Source organism: Pediococcus pentosaceus (assembly GCF_001437285.1).
Classification (GTDB): domain Bacteria; phylum Bacillota; class Bacilli; order Lactobacillales; family Lactobacillaceae; genus Pediococcus; species Pediococcus pentosaceus.
This window is the reverse complement of the sequence record NZ_JQBF01000001.1, coordinates 282,529-299,721: the sequence shown is the minus strand read 5'-3', so window position 1 is coordinate 299,721 and position 17,193 is coordinate 282,529. Positions and strand designations below refer to the sequence as shown.

Below are 17,193 nucleotides of genomic sequence, written 5' to 3'. Positions count from 1 at the left end.
TTTTTGAAAAGAGGTTGTAAGCTTATGCCACAAGCAATTGACGCACATGGTAAACCCTATAAGAGATCCTTATTGATCCTTGTGCTATTAATAGGTACTTTTTGTACCGTTTTGAACCAAACAATTTTAACCACCGCATTTCCTACATTAATGGATGCTTTTGATATCAGTACTTCTACTGTTCAATGGTTGACAACTGGATTTCTGATGGTTAACGGTATCATGATTCCCATTAGTGCCTGGTTAACAAGTCGTGTTCCTTCTAAACGACTTTATTTATCTGCTATGGCTGTTTTCCTAATTGGAACCATTCTATGTTACACAGCTCCTACGTTCCAAGTTTTACTTGCCGGACGTTTAATCCAGGCTCTCGGAGTTGGTGTTACCATGCCACTCCTCCAAACTCTAATGTTGACAATTTTCCCAGCTAACCAACGTGGTTCAGCCATGGGTCTTGCCGGATTAGTTATTGGGGTAGCTCCAGCAATTGGTCCTACTCTTTCTGGATGGATTATTGATAACTATCACTGGAGAACCCTATTCGGAATGATTATTCCAATCGTATTTATCGTTCTAATCGCTGGTCTATTATTTATGAAAGACGTTTTGGAAACCGACAAGAAGAAGCTAGATTGGATTTCAGCTGCTTTATCTACAATTGGATTTGGTAGTTTACTCTTTGGTTTCTCCGAAGTTGGAGACAAAGGCTGGGGCGACGCAGTAGTTATTACTACATTAATCGTTGGTGTTATCTTTGTTATTTTATTTGGTATCCGCCAATTGAGATTAGAAAAACCATTCCTTGATTTACGTGTACTAAAGATTCCAGAATTTTCAATTTCTGCTACTTTAAGTTCAGTTTCAATGATTGCCATGGTGGGGGCTGAAATGGTACTTCCACTTTACATTCAAACTGTACGTGGCGAATCAGCTTTCCATTCAGGTTTAACACTATTACCTGGTGCTTTAATGATGGGATTCCTAAGTCCTATTACTGGTCGCCTATTTGATAAAATTGGTGCCCGTCGTCTAGCAATCACTGGAATGTTCCTCTTAACTGCCGGAACGCTTCCATTTGCTTTCATTACCAAGACTACACCAATGATTTATATCATTGTCTTGTATGCTGTTCGAATGGCCGGAATTGCGATGGCAATGATGCCTGTAACAACTGCTGGTATGAACTCTCTTCCATTTGAAAAGATGGGTCATGGTACTGCGGTTAATAACACTCTTCGTCAAGTAGCCAGTTCTGTTGGAACAGCCATCTTGGTTAGTGTCTTGACCAACGTTACCAAGAACCAAATGCCTGGTAAGCATCTTCTCTCAGCCCAACCACTCGCTTACAAAGATCAAGCATTTGACGCAACCGTTGCTGGTTACCATGCGACATTCTGGATTGCCATTGGCTTTAGTGCCCTTGGTTTAATCATCGCATTCTTTGTAAGTCGTAAAGCAGGTAGCACTGCCAAAGTACAACCTCAAGCAGGAGGTAATAAATAATGATTATCTTTCTTTTAATTATCGCAGTCATCGCAACGTTCCTTTCGATGACACTTATCTCTAAAACAGCTGTCCGTGTTATTTGTTCTGTTATTTCTGCAATCGTCGTAATTGCTTCGGTTGCTTTGATGGTAATGAATGATCGTGAACATTTTGGGATGCATAAAATTACTGAAACAACTACCCAAGAAATCTACTCAGTCTCACCTTCTAAACAAATGAGCATGTTACTCTATAAGAGTATCGGTACCGCTGATAAAGATCGAGTTTATATCTACAATAAGACTACTTCTCAAAAGAAACCTAGTCATACTGAAACTGATAAAACTACTAACAAGGTTAAAACAACTAAAAAGAGTACGGCTCGTTTAGTTAAATCTACAACCCGTTGGACTTATAAGAACAACACTTACAAGTTCTGGTTTGGAATTGCCGGTAATAACCGTGAAGTTTCAAAACGTGTTAATACTTTCTACGTTCCTAATAATTGGATTACCTTATCAACAGAACAAGCCGCTAAGCTTCAAAAGAACGTTAAAAAGAATCAAGCTCAAATGAAAGCTGATGCTGAAAAGTATGTTAAAGCTAAGGTCACAGCTACTGTGAAGTCAACAATGGCTGCCGCACTTAAGAAGAATCCTACAATGAGTGCTAGTGATCAAAAGAAACTAATGGCTGATACAACGGCTAAAGCTTCTAAACAATATGCTGCTCAATATCAAGCTCAAATGATGCAGAAGATGATTGAAGAAGCTAAGAAATAATTACAACTAATAAAAACACGCTGAACTTTTGAAGTTCAACGTGTTTTTTGTTTTACTTTGAAATAAATTTACTAATTTCTTCAACAATCTCCTTTGATGCATTTCCCGCATTAATCTTGCAGAAGCGATCATAAAAAGTATTAAAGCGTTGGTCGATGCTCATATTAGACTGAGCTAGTCCGCATTCAATTTTATCCCAAAGCTCGATTGGATTGTAGGCGATTTCCCCCGGTAGATCTTTTTGATAGTCTAAATAAAAACCGCGTAATTCATCTTTATAAATTTCATAATCATAAGGATAGAACAAAATTGGCCGCTTAAGATAAGCATAATCGAAAAAGACACTCGAATAATCCGTTATTAATAAATCCGATACTAAGTATAATTCAGAAATATCTGCATAACTAGATACATCGTATGCAAAATTTTCAAATCCTGAAATATCCATTGAATTCGCTATTAAATAATGCATTCTAAGTAAAAGCACTGCATCTTTTCCAAATCGTTCTTGGAATTCTTTTAAACTAAAAGGTAATTCAAATGAATATTTACCCTTTTGAAAAAATTGATTATCTCGATATGTTGGAGCATACATAATAACCTTTTTATTTAAAGGAATTCCTAATTTTTGTTTTAATAATTTAATTTCTTCTTTTGTGGGATTAGCCAATTTATCATTCCGTGGGTAACCGATTTCTACAATTTTGTTCTGATAACCAAAAGCTCGTCGAAAAATATTAGTCGAGTATGTATTTGGACTAATTAATACATCCCAACGATTGGCTTCCCTAACAAAATTTTGATGATAACGTTCCGTGTTCGTCCCAGGCATCACAACATTTTTAATATCTAATCCGAGTTTTTTCAAAGGTGTCCCGTGCCACGTTTGAATTAATTTTATGTGATCGGGTTTCTGCACCCACTGCGGTAAACGAGCATTTTCAACCCAAACTTGGGCTTTTTCGATTGTTCGAACCCATTTGAAAGAGCCACGTATTACATAATCATATCCGTTCTTCTCTGCCTGGGTTGCTAATCCCTTATTTACAACCCAAATCAAACAATATTCAGGATGAGTTTTTTTCAACTCTTTATAAATAGCTAACGGAGAATCGCTGATTTGACGTCCACCAAAGCTTTCAAAGATGATGGTAGGCTGTGAGTAAGGTTTGTAATTTATGTTAAATAAATAAACTAAAAATCGGCGTTTTACTTTTCTCAAAAAATTAATTAAGTACATAATACTCCATCTTTCTCAATCTTAGTTGTTCAATTTAGTATATTATATTTTTATGATTTCAGTTAGCATAAAACTTGAATAATTTATTAACAAAAAAACATGGAACTATTTTCCATGCTTTTTCTAATTACTTATAACCTAAAAATTTCTTCGATAACTGGTCAACTTTTTTCTTTAGACCATTGTTACCACTCACTTGATGGTTACTAAATACAACAACAGCTTTCTTTCCATCTTGGCTAATACGAACATGACTTTCAAAGCCATATCCATAACCATTAGCATATCTATAAAATGGTTTCTTAGATGTATATAGACCAGCGCGATATTTACCATTACCTAGTGGTAAATAAAGTTCTTTAGCTGCGTCTGTTCCTAAAACTTTCCCATTTAATAGACTAGCTACTAATTTATAATAATCTGGTGCAGACATATATACTTGACCAGTTCCTAGCTCTGAAAAGACAGTCGCACCATTGGGATTCTGCTTAATTCTATCCCCATTTCCTTTTACTACATATCCATAGGCCCGATTTGTTTTTATATTATTGTCATAAGCAAATTCAGTTTGTTTAAGCTTTAATTTTTTTATGTAAGTTTCATCAAACAACTGTTTATAGCTCTTTCCCGTAATTTCTTCAAGAATTTCTGATAAAATCACAAAATTGACTGGTTGGTAACTCCACTTCCCGCTTTTTTTTGTATTAGCATCAAACCTAACATTATCAATTACAACATCTAGCAATTCGGCACTAGATAAATTGTTCCCCGAAAATTTCATTTTTTTCATTGATAATCCCGAATTCATATCAAGTAGTTCTCGAATTGTTATATATTTAGAACCTGGTAGATCCGGAATAAACTTATTGACCCTATCAGTTAATTTTAGCTTTCCTTTATTGACTTGGTTCATTACTAAACCTGCTGTTAAAACTTTTTGTAGAGAGTCTATTTCATAAGTAGTCGTTAACATATTTTTATCAACATCAGTGGCAGATCCTGATACGTAACTATCTACTATTTTGTTGTTCTTAATTAAGACCGCTGTACCGCTAAACTTAGTCTTCGAGAGACTTTTTTTTAATTTTCCAGACTCTTTTCTATCTACAATTCTTGTTATGGCTGTTTTTGTTTTAGTATTAGAAACAACTGTATCTCCCTTTTTTAAAGTAACGATATAACATGCTATACATATAAACATTAAAATACCAATAAAGGTATAAATCCATTTTTTCATTGGTTTGCTCCCCTTACAGATAGATACTAAAAATACTCTAAAATTTAAATTGGCGTCCTAAATCTTAGAGTATTTTTAAATTATCTTTTTCTACCCATTACTAATTTAAATGCCGTTATGCTAAACCATAGTAGACCAGTTAAAATCATGATCCATCCATTAATAAAGCTTGATTTATAGCTAACTGTTAATACATTTTTCCCAGATTGGGTTGCTTTTATAGTTGGCATATTCATCGTGCCTAATGTGATATTCCCTTTTAATAATTTTGAACCATTCATTAGCAATATCGTATTTTTATAAACGGTAATTGGTATTTTTTTACTTTCTCCTTTATGATTTGCATACCACGAGACTATTAATTTTCCATTTTTAACTTCCTTTTTTACACCTTGTTTTGAGTTAATAAACAATGCTGCATATGTTTCATAGGCACTCTGTGATTTGCCATTATCAGTATTATTAACATTAATTGGTACATAGTCCGTCGTCGGTTTTTCGGCCAGCTCAATACCTTTACTTAAGTCGTTACTCCTAAAAGCATTTCTTATTTCACTTTCTGAAGCATTATTTTTAACTATTACATTAGTCCTATTTGCTATCGGCTGATGACCATTCCAGCCTTCACTTTTTGACTGTACGTTATAGTAAGATTGTACTACGGAAAAAAGTGTTGCTATCATTAAAAAAAGCTTAGTATACTTTTTAAAAGAAGGTTCATTAACCTCCTCAATACATAAACCTAAACCTACCAGCAACAATACAAATGCGAAACCTTCAAGTCGACTAGGAAATTGTAAAAAACTATTTAACATAGGTATCTTTCTACCTATAACCATCCAAGGCATAATATTAGATGAAAGTACTAACATCACTGTCCCTATACCAGTTACAGCTTTAGTAGTTAGAGATAAGATCGACCAGTTCATAATAGTAATCGCTATTTCAAAAGCAAATAATACACTTACAATAATTCCAATATGGTTAAAATCAGCATTGCCTACCGATAAATTCATAGTTTTCATTGCTAAATTTGCAGCAAAAGGAGGATACAATTTATTCCCAATATATATTTCAAGGATTGATCCCCACACATTAAATGTAAGCAATAAAGTTAGTCCAGCAGCCGCAATCACTTTTACACATAGTGTAAGTTTATCTTTCACATTTATAATTCCAATTATAAAGAATAGAAACAATATAAAGACCGATATAACTGCACTTAACATATGTATCTGAATCATCAATGAAACGGAGATAGATAATTCAACAATCGTAAATTTATCACTCTTAATAAATTTAATACCCACAGCGACGATTAGTGGAGCTACAGCAATCCCCCACGGCATAAACATCTGGCTAACTGTCCAACCCATTACCCAAAAACTACTCATGAAAAGCATAGAATTCATATTGGCTACTTTTCTAGATAGTCCAACACTAGTAGATAAATAGTTCATTGTATAGCCGCTGATCAGAAATAATAATAATGATGATATTACTTGAAATTTTAACCAACTCCTACAAATGAATAAAATAAAACCTAATATATATGCCAGTCCTGGACCATATACCGCATTCACAATTCTAGCGGTTTGTTGAAAACCATAATTAGATGTAAAATAACTAAAATTACCACTATCAAATTGCATTGCGATATCGTACAACCTATTAAAGTGAAAAATAGCATCTGCCCCTAATATAATACTTTTATTCAAAATTTGAGGCATCGTTAGTAATAATCCAGTAATTAAAATAACTAAAAAAGTCCCAACGTTAGGATTCTTCATAGTTCTTTCTTTAAATTTCATTTTTTAAACCCTTCCAAATTTACGATATGAAAATTACCTAACTTTATGTTGTACTGGATGCATTAACGTTGTTGGATGTTCCAGCGAATTAGTAACTGAGTGGCCAGAAATGTTTACCAACGCAAAGAATGCAAGTCCTAATATTGCTATTCCAGTAACAATCCTAGTTGTCAAAGACATCTTGTCTGGAGTTATTTGATGATACATTCTTTCCTGTACATCCTTTTCTGCTTGATTTTTATCGATGCCCTTCTTGACTTCATCTTCAATTAGAGACTTACGATACTCATCTATGTTAAATTTAATTTGCTCTTTTTTCTTATCTTGTTGGTATTTTTTACGTTCTTTGGCCGTCTTCTTTTTGAAGTCACTTGAGAATTTACGGTAGTGTTCAATTACTTCCTCTGTCTCGCCAATTTCTCGTAGTTCTCCAAAATGCATCCATGCAACTCTATCACAAATCATTTTTACTTGATTAAGGGAATGACTAACAAACAAAATAGTCTTTCCTTGTTCCTTGAATTCCATAATCTTGTCCACACACTTTTGATAGAAAGTATCATCACCAACAGACAATGCCTCATCAATAATCATGATATCAGGGTTAATGTGTACCGCAATTGCAAATCCTAAACGGGAACGCATCCCACTAGAATAGTCCTTAACTGGTTGATCAATAAAAGTACCGATATCGGCAAAATCGATGATGGAATCTCTAACTTCATCAATTTCTTTGATTGTCAAACCTTGCATCAGACCCTTTAGACGGATGTTTTCGGCACCAGTTAAGTTTCTCTTTAAACCAGCGCCAATAGCAATAATTGAAGTATCACCTTTAACATCGACCATTCCTGTGGTTTGAGGAATGATTCCGGAAATAATATTTGAAATGGTTGATTTTCCTGAACCATTCACTCCAATTATTCCAAAAGTTTCCCCTTTTTTAATTGTTAGACTAACACCTTTTAAAGACCAGAAATGTGGAACATCTACTTTCCCAATATTAAAAAAGTTCTTTAGTTTATCACTTTTTGATTTAAAAAGGTCATACTCTTTTGTTACATTTTCTAATTTAATTTTATAAGTATTATCCATTTCAGACTCCTCGGCTTAAATCAAATCCACAAAATTAGCACGGAATTTATTATGTAGATAACTACCAAATATCATCACAATAAAAATAAACAACCAGAACGAAATCGTTAAGTTGAGATTTGGTTGTTGCCATACCCAGCCCTTAGAAAGCAACGACTCCCGGATTCCGTTAATAACGTAATAAAAAGGATTCAATTCTAAAAGACGTACTAATACAGGTGGAAAATTTGAAGTAACGAAGTTAAACAATACTCCACTCATATAAAACAGCATTCTTAACACTGATTGTAGGGCAATTTGCCAATCACGCACTAGTACACTTACTGTTGAATTAAAAATTCCCAACGCATACATAAGTGCAATCATACAAATAAAATAATATATGAATTGGACCCATGAAATGGTTGGCCAAATTCGATTAACAAACATCAAAAACACACCAAAAGCCATCATCGTCCAGAAACTATATAAATTTCCCATAATTTTAATAGATGGCAAAACGTTAATTGGAAATTTCATTTTAGAAACTAGCCCAACTTGTTGATAAATACTTTTAGAAGCATCTAAAGTTGTCTTATTCATATACAACCAAGGAGCAATTCCCATCACCATCCATGGCAAATATGGTACTCCTGGCATTGGATCTCCACGCTTCAAAGCCACCCCGAAGACGAGATAGTAAATTCCAATTTGAATCAGCGGATTCAAAAATTCCCAAGCTAAACCTAGATAATGACTTTGATAATTAGCACGGTCATCATACTTAGCCATCCGTCGAATTATCTTAAAATTAGTGAATTGGTCACTAATTATTTTGAACATTGTATTCATCGTTTGTATTGCTCCTTTAATAAATATAACTAATTTAAAACTTTACTATAATTTCAAAAGTAATTAAACAGTATTACTAAACTTTTAAAAATCTTATTTTCTAAAATTATGTAAAAACCAATAACGTATATTATAATACATTATTAGACACATAAATATTAAACAACTTAGGTAAAGGTGAACATTTTGAAAAACGTAGAAAAAGCAAACCGGCAAGATAACTTAATAAGTGTAATTGTCGCTTGCTATAATGTATCTGAATATTTAAGAGAATGCCTAGATTCTCTAGCAGAACAGACATTTCAAAAAATCGAAGTAATAATGATTGATGATTGCTCTGACGATACTACTCCTTCAATTATCGATGAGTATGCTCAAAATCATCCTAATTTTATTGCTGTTCATAATCCTGAAAACGCAGGTCCTAGTGCCTCTAGAAACAAGGGCATTGATTTAGCTTCTGGAAATTGGATTGCCTTTGTAGATGGAGATGATATCGTCCCATCCAATGCATATTCTACGATGATGCTTTCAGCTATGAATTCAGGCTCCGAAATTGTGACGGGTTTTGTGCGCCGGTTTGATAAGAGTCGTGATAAACCTTCCTATCTCCACAAAAAAGCAATTATTGATGATTATAAACACACAAGTCTAAAAGAACATCCAGAACTTTTATATGACACTACAAGTTGGAACAAGTTGTATAAATTAGAAGTTCTCAAGAGAGAAAATATTAAATTTCCCATTAATCAAATTTATGAAGATGTTTCCTTCACTTCAAAGGCATTTTTAGCGAGTTCCGGTATAGATATCCTCACCAATGTTGTATACAGATGGAGATGGCGTGATGGTGGTAATTCATCTTTTACTCAAGTAAAAAATGAATTACCTAGATACCTCGACCGCTTAAAAAGTTTATATCAAGTAAAAAACATCTTAGAACAATATTCGCTTTGGCACGGTTCTAGTAAGCGCCAATTGTTATTTAAACTATTAGACGTAGATATTCCATTATTCATGGACGATATTGCCGATGCAGATGATACTTTTATTTATGCGTTTCAAGAGGCCACTATCAAATTTTTTAGAGAGTGGGATTTGTTAGATACACCACTCATCAAACTGTTGTCTGCTAAAAAGCAGTATCAATACTTTGCATTAAAAACCGGTAATTTTAACCTTTTAAAACAATTATCTTTTGGCCATCCATTGAATGGTAAAGTGGCAAATCTTGATAGAAAGAATCGAAACATTCCTATTTTTCATACACCTGCATCATTAAAGGTTCGGATAACAAAGGTAAAATATTTGAACGAACAGCTTAATTTTGCTGGAAGTTTACAAATAGGAAAAAAATCTCCTCATCATTTTCCTTTTAAGCAAGAAATCGTCAATGTATATCTGGAAAATATTGCTACGGGTAAAAAAGTTAAAATCAATACATTTACGCGTCCTTTTACCATTTTTAATTTCCATTTAAAACGCATGACGCCTCCTGCAAGTAAATTTAGTTTTTCAGTGAACCCAGTTAAATACGTTGAAAAGCTTGGGCTTGGAACTTACAAAATTAAGATTGATTATAAAAAAAGTAAAAGCTCTAAGTTACTTTCAGTCTATTTAGGACAGCCTAAAAAGGGGTCTGGATCAGTTTCAACTTTTACTGACCCAACAGGTGATATTTCGTTTATCTACGGACATAATACCAATTGGGAAACCACTATTAAGGTAGTTCCGACTTCCGATTTAGCAATTGGAAGTACTAAACTTCCAACAACAGTAACAGATGTTAAATTAGCCAGTTCTGGTAGTCTAATTATCAGCGGATCTTCCTCAGAATTAAATTTAACTGCTAAAATTCAAGATACTCTATTACCTTGTTCTTTTGATAATAACGGTAATTTCAAGTTAGAAATTGAATCAACTTTTTTAAAAAATTACTTTAATCAGAGTTGTAAAGTTAATTTTATAAACACTCAGACTGGACTAACGATTTTGCCTAGTTTTAAAATTACTGAACAATTACTAAACAACTCTACTTTAAGTGTTGCACTTTCAATTAATCCAGCTAAGGGATTATGGATTAGACCTGATGTTTCGATAGCTCCAGCTAATAATGTACAATTTACTAAGAATTCTAATGCTGTTTCCCTTCAATTTGAGGTAATCCCCTCAATATCTACTGAAAAATTGAACGCTACGGGAAAAATCGAACTACTATCATCTGACCTAATCAATCGCTATCTAAATGGTGGTACAGCTACTGTTTTAGGCAATAAAATCGTTGGCACAATTCCCTTGGGAAACCCAACACAATTAAACGTTCTTTCTGGAAAATATCATATTTATCTAAATCTTTTAGATTCTAAAAATATTTCTTACAGATTTAAATTAGCTAATATTAATCCTGTACAAATAACTGTTCAAAATCATTCGATTAATAAAAGAACTAATTCTACCGTTCTTTTAGACAAATTCGGTTTTTTGAAGCTTAATATTAATCAGACCAAAAGTTGGATTGATCGGACAAAAATTCGTAGAGGGTTAACTTATTCCGTTCTGTATCCTTTAATGCGATTGTTACCCTTAAAAAAAGACACTGTTTTATTTGAAAGTCTTTGGGGTCAATCATATAACGACAGTCCAAGAGCTATGTATAAATATTTATCCAAACAACGTCCTAATATGGAATTCGTTTGGATCCTAAAAAATGAACAAACTCCAGTTGAGGGACCAGCAATTCGAGTTCGTCAGATGTCCTTTAAATACTGGTATTATATGGCCAGAGCTAAGTATCTTGTTCAAAATACTAACTTTCCAAATCAGTATTCTAAGCGAGCTGGTCAAATTGAGGTTGAAACTCTGCATGGAACATTTATGAAGGTAATGGGCTTTGACGAACCTCATTTTAAAAATGCATCGAATCGTGTTCAGAAAAATTTCGCTAAGCGAATCGGTCGTTGGGATTTAATGTCCGTGCCTTCTGACTTCATGCTGAAACATGGATCTGCCGCATTCGATTATCCTGAAAAGAAAATACTGAAAACGGGCTTTCCTCGCACAGATGAGTTGATTACCAATAATAATACTGACTATTTAGCCTCTATTAAAAAGAAACTAAATTTACCGGACAACAAAAAAGTTATTTTGTATGCTCCTACGTATAGGACAACAAAAGATGCTTTTAATTTTGAGTTGGATTTAGATATGATGCAAAAAGAACTCAGTGATGAATACGTCCTGCTTGTACGTCTTCATTACTTTGTATCTCATTCACAAAATTTCTTGAATAATTCTGGATTTGTTTATGATGTCAGTGACTATAACAATATTAATGATTTATATCTGATTAGTGATGTTTTGATTACTGACTATTCAAGTGTAATGTTTGATTTCGGTTACTTAAGAAAACCAATGATTTTCTTCGCATATGATAAAGATTGGTACTTGGATCCTTCTAACCGTGGTATTTATATGGATTATGATGCTACGGTTCCCGGACCGGTTGCACTAACTACCGCTGATGTAGTTAATTCGCTCAAACACATTGATGATGTAAAAGTAAAATATTCTGATAAACTTCAACAATTTTATGATAAATTTTGTGAATATGGGCGCGATGGAGATGCAGCTCAACGTTTAAGTGAAGCTATGCTTAGCTTAAAACCTGAAAACCAATCATCAGTAGAAAATAATCTAATACGCTCAAAAATCCAACGTTTGTTAAAACTAAATAACATACAACACAAATTATTAAATATTCTTGGACAACTTCTACCAAAGGCAAATATTGCAATGTTTGAAAGCTTCTTTGGACGTCAATATTCTGACAATCCAAAAGCTATTTATGAATACATGAAACAAAATTATCCAGAAATTAAACTTTATTGGAATGTCAATAAAGACTACGAGGAATACTTTAAAAAGCATAACATCCCCTATGTAATAAGGTTTAGCCTAAGAAGTATTTGGATTCAAGCACGCGCTAAATATTGGTTTACTAATGTTCGTCGTCCTTTTAGATGGTTTAAACCTAAAGATACAGTAGTAGTTCAAACCTGGCATGGGACACCCTTAAAAACAATTGGAACTGACGTTCAGCAGGTCACTATGCCTGGAGTAACTCGGATGAAATACCATAAACAAGTAATACGGGATTCAGCGCGTTGGGATTACCTATTAACGCCAAACCCATATTCATACGAAATCATGCAACGCGCCTTTAGAAAGCAATATCCACAGCTACTCCCAACTGGATATCCTCGTAATGATCGTTTAAGTAATGCAACTAAAGATGATATCAATCTATTAAAAGATGGCTTAAATATTGCTCATAATCAAAAGGTTGTCCTCTATGCACCAACTTGGCGTGACAATGACTTTGTACGAGCAGATCACTATCGCGCTGAATTGCACCTTGATTTAGATAAATTAATTGCAGATCTACCTGAAAACACCTTAATTTTAGTTAGAACGCATTATCTAATTGCTAATAATCTTGATTTAACCAAATATGGTAATCGAGTTATTAATGTTAGTGATTATGAAGATATTACCGACCTATATTTAATAAGTGATGTTTTGATTACCGATTATTCCAGTGTATTTTTTGATTATTCGATTCTTAGACGTCCTATGATCTTCTTTGCATACGATTTAAAAGCATATGCTGAAGATATTCGTGGTTTTTATATGGATTACAATTCAACGGTTCCTGGTCCAGTCGTTGAAACTAATGAAGAGTTAATTCCATTGGTTCAACAGGCTTTAACCGAGCCTACTAAATTCATTGACAACGATCAGTATCGAGCTTTCTTAGAAAAATTTGCTTCATGGGAAGATGGCCATTCAACAGAACGATTACTAGAAACGGTTCTCGAAAATAAACCTCCTTATGAACTTCAGCAATTAACTAATAGTGATAGTCTAGTTGTTGGCGATCAAATACAAATTAAAGATACCACGATTCTATGGTCAGGAATTCCTGGAGTGAAAGGAACTAAATTTATTAAGAATATTGATCTCTCTGAACGAGAAGAACCAGTATTCATAAAACAAATAGCCACTCTTACACCTAGAGATTTCCGTTCTTCAAACTTGTATACAGGCGGAGTTTGGATTAACAGTATTGTTGACAATTCCAACGTCTGGTTTAACGTTGAAAATATTGATAATTAAATAAGAGCTAGGTTTACTAATTGTAAACCTAGCTCTTATTTTTATTGTATTATTTTTCTTCTCTAACAATATAAATTGGACGATTCTTAGTTTCTAAATAGATTTCAGCAATATAACGTCCAATAATACCCAGACTCAACAATTGAACCCCACTGAAGAACAATATAATCACTGCTAGAGAAGGCCATCCAAAGGCTGCAGTATGTGGAAATAGAATTGCCCTAATCACCACTACTATAGCTCCCAAAACAGCTAATACACACGTTAATACTCCTGCAGAAGTAACAAACGATAATGGAGCTGTTGAAAATGAAATAAACCCTTCGATCGCATATTTAAGTAACCCCCAGAAGGACCAAGATGTACTACCGGCTACTCGTTCACGATTTTCGTAAGAAATGTAATAGGTATTGAACCCAACCCAGTTAAAAAGTCCCTTACTGAAACGTTCACGTTCGTCCATAGATAATACACTATCAACCATTTGACGAGTCATTACGCGGAAATCCCGAGCACCATCAACTAATTCTAAAGAACTCACCTTATTAATCCACTTATAAAACATGCGCGCGAAAAATGAACGAATCTTGCTTTCGCCATCTCGATCTTGTCTTCGGGTGGCAACGGCGTCATATTCACCTTCTTCGACAATTTTAAGCATTTTAGGAAGTAACTCCGGAGGATCTTGTAAATCAACATCCATCACTGCTACAAAATCTCCTGTCGCTTTTTGAAGTCCAGCGTACAAGGCCGCTTCTTTTCCAAAATTTCTTGAAAAACTAATGTAGTGAACTTCTTCATGCTCTTTTTGTAATTTTTTTAATTCAATTAAAGTCTTATCTTTAGAACCATCATCTACAAAAATAATTTCTGGTTCCACATCCATTTGTGATTCTACTTTAGAGAAAGCGTCATAAAATAACCCGACTGTCTCCTCTTCATTATACGCTGGAACAATTATTGATAACTTTTTCAAACTACTTCACCTATCCAAATCGTTAAATAAACTTTTCTTTTTTATATTTTCATGTTTTACTTAATAAGTTAACTTTACACTTATTTCGGAGATGAAATCATGCTTAACCAACTATTTAACAAATATAAATCTGTTATATCCTATCTCTTTTGGGGCGTGGTAACCACCATCGTAAATATTGGTGTCTTTGCCATTCTATCAGATTACTTACATCTGTTCTACCAAGTTAGTAATGTAATTGCTTGGTTTGTTTCCGTGCTTGTGGCTTATGTTAGTAATAAACTTTGGGTTTTTAATTCTCATACTGAAACTACTGGTCAACTTGTAACCGAAGCAGTTCGATTCTTCTTAATGCGAACAGCTACTTTAGCAATTGATATTATTATTTTATATATTGGAATTACGCTTCTAAACGGAAACGATATTATCGTGAAAATTATTGATAATGTCGTTGTTGTCATTTCAAACTATGCGTTTAGTAAAATGGTCGTATTCAAAAACAAACAAAAATGGGATTAAATCCCATTTTTTTATTGTTCAAATTTAGCAATAGCTTCGGTTTCATCTAAAATTTCGATTCCTAAAGCTTGTGCCTTAGTTAATTTACTACCAGCATCGGCTCCTGCAATGAGGATATCAGTTTTCTTCGAAACTGAACCCGCCACATCTGCACCTAAACTAATTAAACGCTCTTTCAATTCATTTCGTGTATACTGTTCTAATTTTCCAGTCAAAACAACTTTTTTCCCTTTGTAGTAACCATCAGGACTTTCAGCTGGCTTTACACCCAAATATTCCATATTAACTCCGACAGCCTTCAATTCATCAATCATATTTTGGGCTACATCACTTTGGAAAAATGTTGCTAAATTATTAGCTAAGGTTTCTCCAATCGTATCTACAGCATCAAATTCTTCAATTGTTGTTTGCATTAAATTATCCATCGTTCCGAATTTTTCCGCTAAAGTACGCGCCATCTTCGTACCAACCCCTTGAATCCCTAATCCATTAATTAAACGCTCTAAAGAATTTTTTCGGCTATTATCAATGGCTTCAAGTAAGTTGTTAACACGTTTCTCTTTAAAACCATCTAATTGGCTTAATTCCTCTGAAGTTAATTTGTATAAATCGTCAAAGTGATGAATAAAATTCTTCGCGTATAATTGTTGAATTTGTTTTGGTCCAAGCCCCATAATATTCATCGCATTTCGTGATCCAAAATGCTCTAAACGAGCTACAATTTGAGCTGGACAATCAGGGTTAATGCAACGAAGGGCTACTTCACCATTTAAGTGAACTAATTTCTTACCACATGATGGACATTGGGTTGGAATATTTAACTCACTAGTTCCTGCTAGACGCTTTTCTAACACTACTCGTGTAATTTCTGGAATGATATCACCAGCTTTATGCAACAGTACCGTGTCGCCAATGTGAACATCTTTAGCTGTTAATTGGTCTACATTATTCAAAGTGGCCCGGCTAACTGTTGTTCCTGCCAATTGCACAGGGTCCATCACCGCTGTGGGGGTCACCACGCCTGTTCGTCCTACCGTCCATTCGATATCTCGAACTACTGTAGCTGCTTCCTCTGGTGGAAATTTGTAGGCAATTTCCCATCTTGGAATCTTAACCGTGTGCCCTAATTCTTGCTGAAGGCTTAAATCATTAACCTTCAAAACGATTCCGTCGATTCCATAAGGCAAATCTTCCCGTTGACCTTCGTATTTAGCAATATAATCCCAAACTTCATCTAAATTAGCACATACTTCTTGAGTAGGGTTAGTGTTAAAGCCTAATTCAGCCATCATTTGAATTGCCTGATGTTGAGTTTTGGCCCCCAATTGATTTGAATCCACAACTGTATAAATAAATGTGTCTAAATCCCGCTTCTTAGTTACATTTGTATTTAACTGTCGTAAGCTTCCTGCTGCCGCATTACGTGGATTAGCAAAAACTGGTTTTCCATCCTCTAATTGTTGTGCATTCAATTTAGCAAACGAAGCTTTAGGCATAAAGCATTCTCCTCGAACTTCAATCGAGAGCGGACGGGTCAATTTTTGGGGGACTGACTTAATAGTCTTCAAATTTTTAGTAATATCTTCACCAATATTTCCATCTCCACGGGTAGAGCCCTGAATCAGCTCACCATCTTGATAAGTTAATGAAATTGCTAATCCATCAATTTTTAATTCAACATTATAATCAACTGGATGCCCAACATTTTTTTGGATACGATTATCAAATTCAACTAATTCATCGCGTGAAAAAACATCCCCCATCGACAACATCGGTTCTGTATGGGTAACTTTGGTAAAGCCCTCTAAAATTTCACCACCAACTCGTTGAGTAATCGAATCCTGGGTGATGATTTCTGGAAAAGCTTCTTCTAACGCCACTAAATCCGCATATTTTTCGTCATATTCGTAATCTTCAACTTCAGGAGCATCTTTGGTGTAATATAATTTGCTCCAACGATCCAAAGTGTCTCTAAGGTTTTGCGCTAATTTACTAGCTTCTTCAACCTGCATCTCTTCCAATTTTTTTGGTAAACTCATTTT

The 17,193-nt window shown here is 34.3% G+C and carries 11 protein-coding genes; 4 read left to right on the top strand and 7 right to left on the bottom strand.

What is annotated here, in order from left to right; genetic code table 11:
• Positions 1–24 precede the first annotated feature (24 nt).
• Together IV86_RS01385 and IV86_RS01380 are read left to right on the top strand one after the other, a co-directional pair.
• Positions 25–1,503, top strand: coding sequence for an MDR family MFS transporter (locus IV86_RS01385; protein WP_011673746.1), 1,479 nt, complete (start codon positions 25–27; stop codon positions 1,501–1,503).
• Positions 1,503–2,267 (top strand): DUF4811 domain-containing protein, encoded by a 765-nt coding sequence (locus IV86_RS01380; RefSeq protein WP_002832974.1) that lies wholly within the window; start codon positions 1,503–1,505, stop codon positions 2,265–2,267. The genes IV86_RS01385 and IV86_RS01380 overlap by 1 nt, the downstream gene beginning before the upstream one ends.
• Positions 2,268–2,319: 52 nt before the next feature.
• Here the strand turns inward: IV86_RS01380 and IV86_RS01375 are convergent, their stop codons facing one another.
• The 5 genes from IV86_RS01375 to IV86_RS01355 form a co-directional block, all read right to left on the bottom strand.
• A complete protein-coding gene (locus IV86_RS01375; protein ID WP_002832973.1) occupies positions 2,320–3,507 on the bottom strand; it encodes a CDP-glycerol glycerophosphotransferase family protein in 1,188 nt (395 codons plus the stop codon).
• A 127-nt stretch (positions 3,508–3,634) separates the two neighbouring features.
• Positions 3,635–4,744, bottom strand: coding sequence for a serine hydrolase domain-containing protein (locus IV86_RS01370; RefSeq protein WP_056979306.1), 1,110 nt, complete (start codon positions 4,742–4,744; stop codon positions 3,635–3,637).
• Positions 4,745–4,824: 80 nt separating this feature from the next.
• Entirely contained in the window at positions 4,825–6,555 is a 1,731-nt protein-coding gene (locus IV86_RS01365) for a hypothetical protein (protein WP_002832971.1), read from the bottom strand.
• Between the two features lie 33 nt (positions 6,556–6,588).
• Complete coding sequence (locus tag IV86_RS01360; protein ID WP_002832970.1) at positions 6,589–7,650, bottom strand: ABC transporter ATP-binding protein; 1,062 nt, start codon at positions 7,648–7,650, stop codon at positions 6,589–6,591.
• 15 nt (positions 7,651–7,665) lie between these two features.
• A complete protein-coding gene (locus IV86_RS01355) occupies positions 7,666–8,481 on the bottom strand; it encodes an ABC transporter permease (RefSeq protein WP_011673757.1) in 816 nt (271 codons plus the stop codon).
• A gap of 186 nt (positions 8,482–8,667) precedes the next feature.
• Here IV86_RS01355 and IV86_RS01350 point away from each other — a divergent pair, with 186 nt between their 5' ends.
• Positions 8,668–13,656, top strand: coding sequence for a bifunctional glycosyltransferase/CDP-glycerol:glycerophosphate glycerophosphotransferase (locus IV86_RS01350; RefSeq protein ID WP_029258143.1), 4,989 nt, complete (start codon positions 8,668–8,670; stop codon positions 13,654–13,656).
• A 49-nt stretch (positions 13,657–13,705) separates the two neighbouring features.
• Here IV86_RS01350 and IV86_RS01345 read toward each other — a convergent pair whose 3' ends face one another.
• Positions 13,706–14,632 carry a glycosyltransferase family 2 protein gene (locus IV86_RS01345; RefSeq protein WP_029258144.1) on the bottom strand — a complete coding sequence of 309 codons (927 nt, stop codon included), beginning with the start codon at positions 14,630–14,632 and terminating at the stop codon, positions 13,706–13,708.
• Positions 14,633–14,731: 99 nt separating this feature from the next.
• On the opposite strand from IV86_RS01345, the gene IV86_RS01340 reads away from it, so the two are divergent.
• Positions 14,732–15,151, top strand: coding sequence for a GtrA family protein (locus IV86_RS01340; protein ID WP_029258145.1), 420 nt, complete (start codon positions 14,732–14,734; stop codon positions 15,149–15,151).
• Positions 15,152–15,162: 11 nt separating this feature from the next.
• On the opposite strand, the gene ligA is transcribed toward IV86_RS01340, so the two are convergent.
• Positions 15,163–17,190 (bottom strand): NAD-dependent DNA ligase LigA, encoded by a 2,028-nt coding sequence (gene ligA, locus IV86_RS01335; RefSeq protein ID WP_036672901.1) that lies wholly within the window; start codon positions 17,188–17,190, stop codon positions 15,163–15,165.
• Between the last annotated feature and the right edge of the window lie 3 nt (positions 17,191–17,193).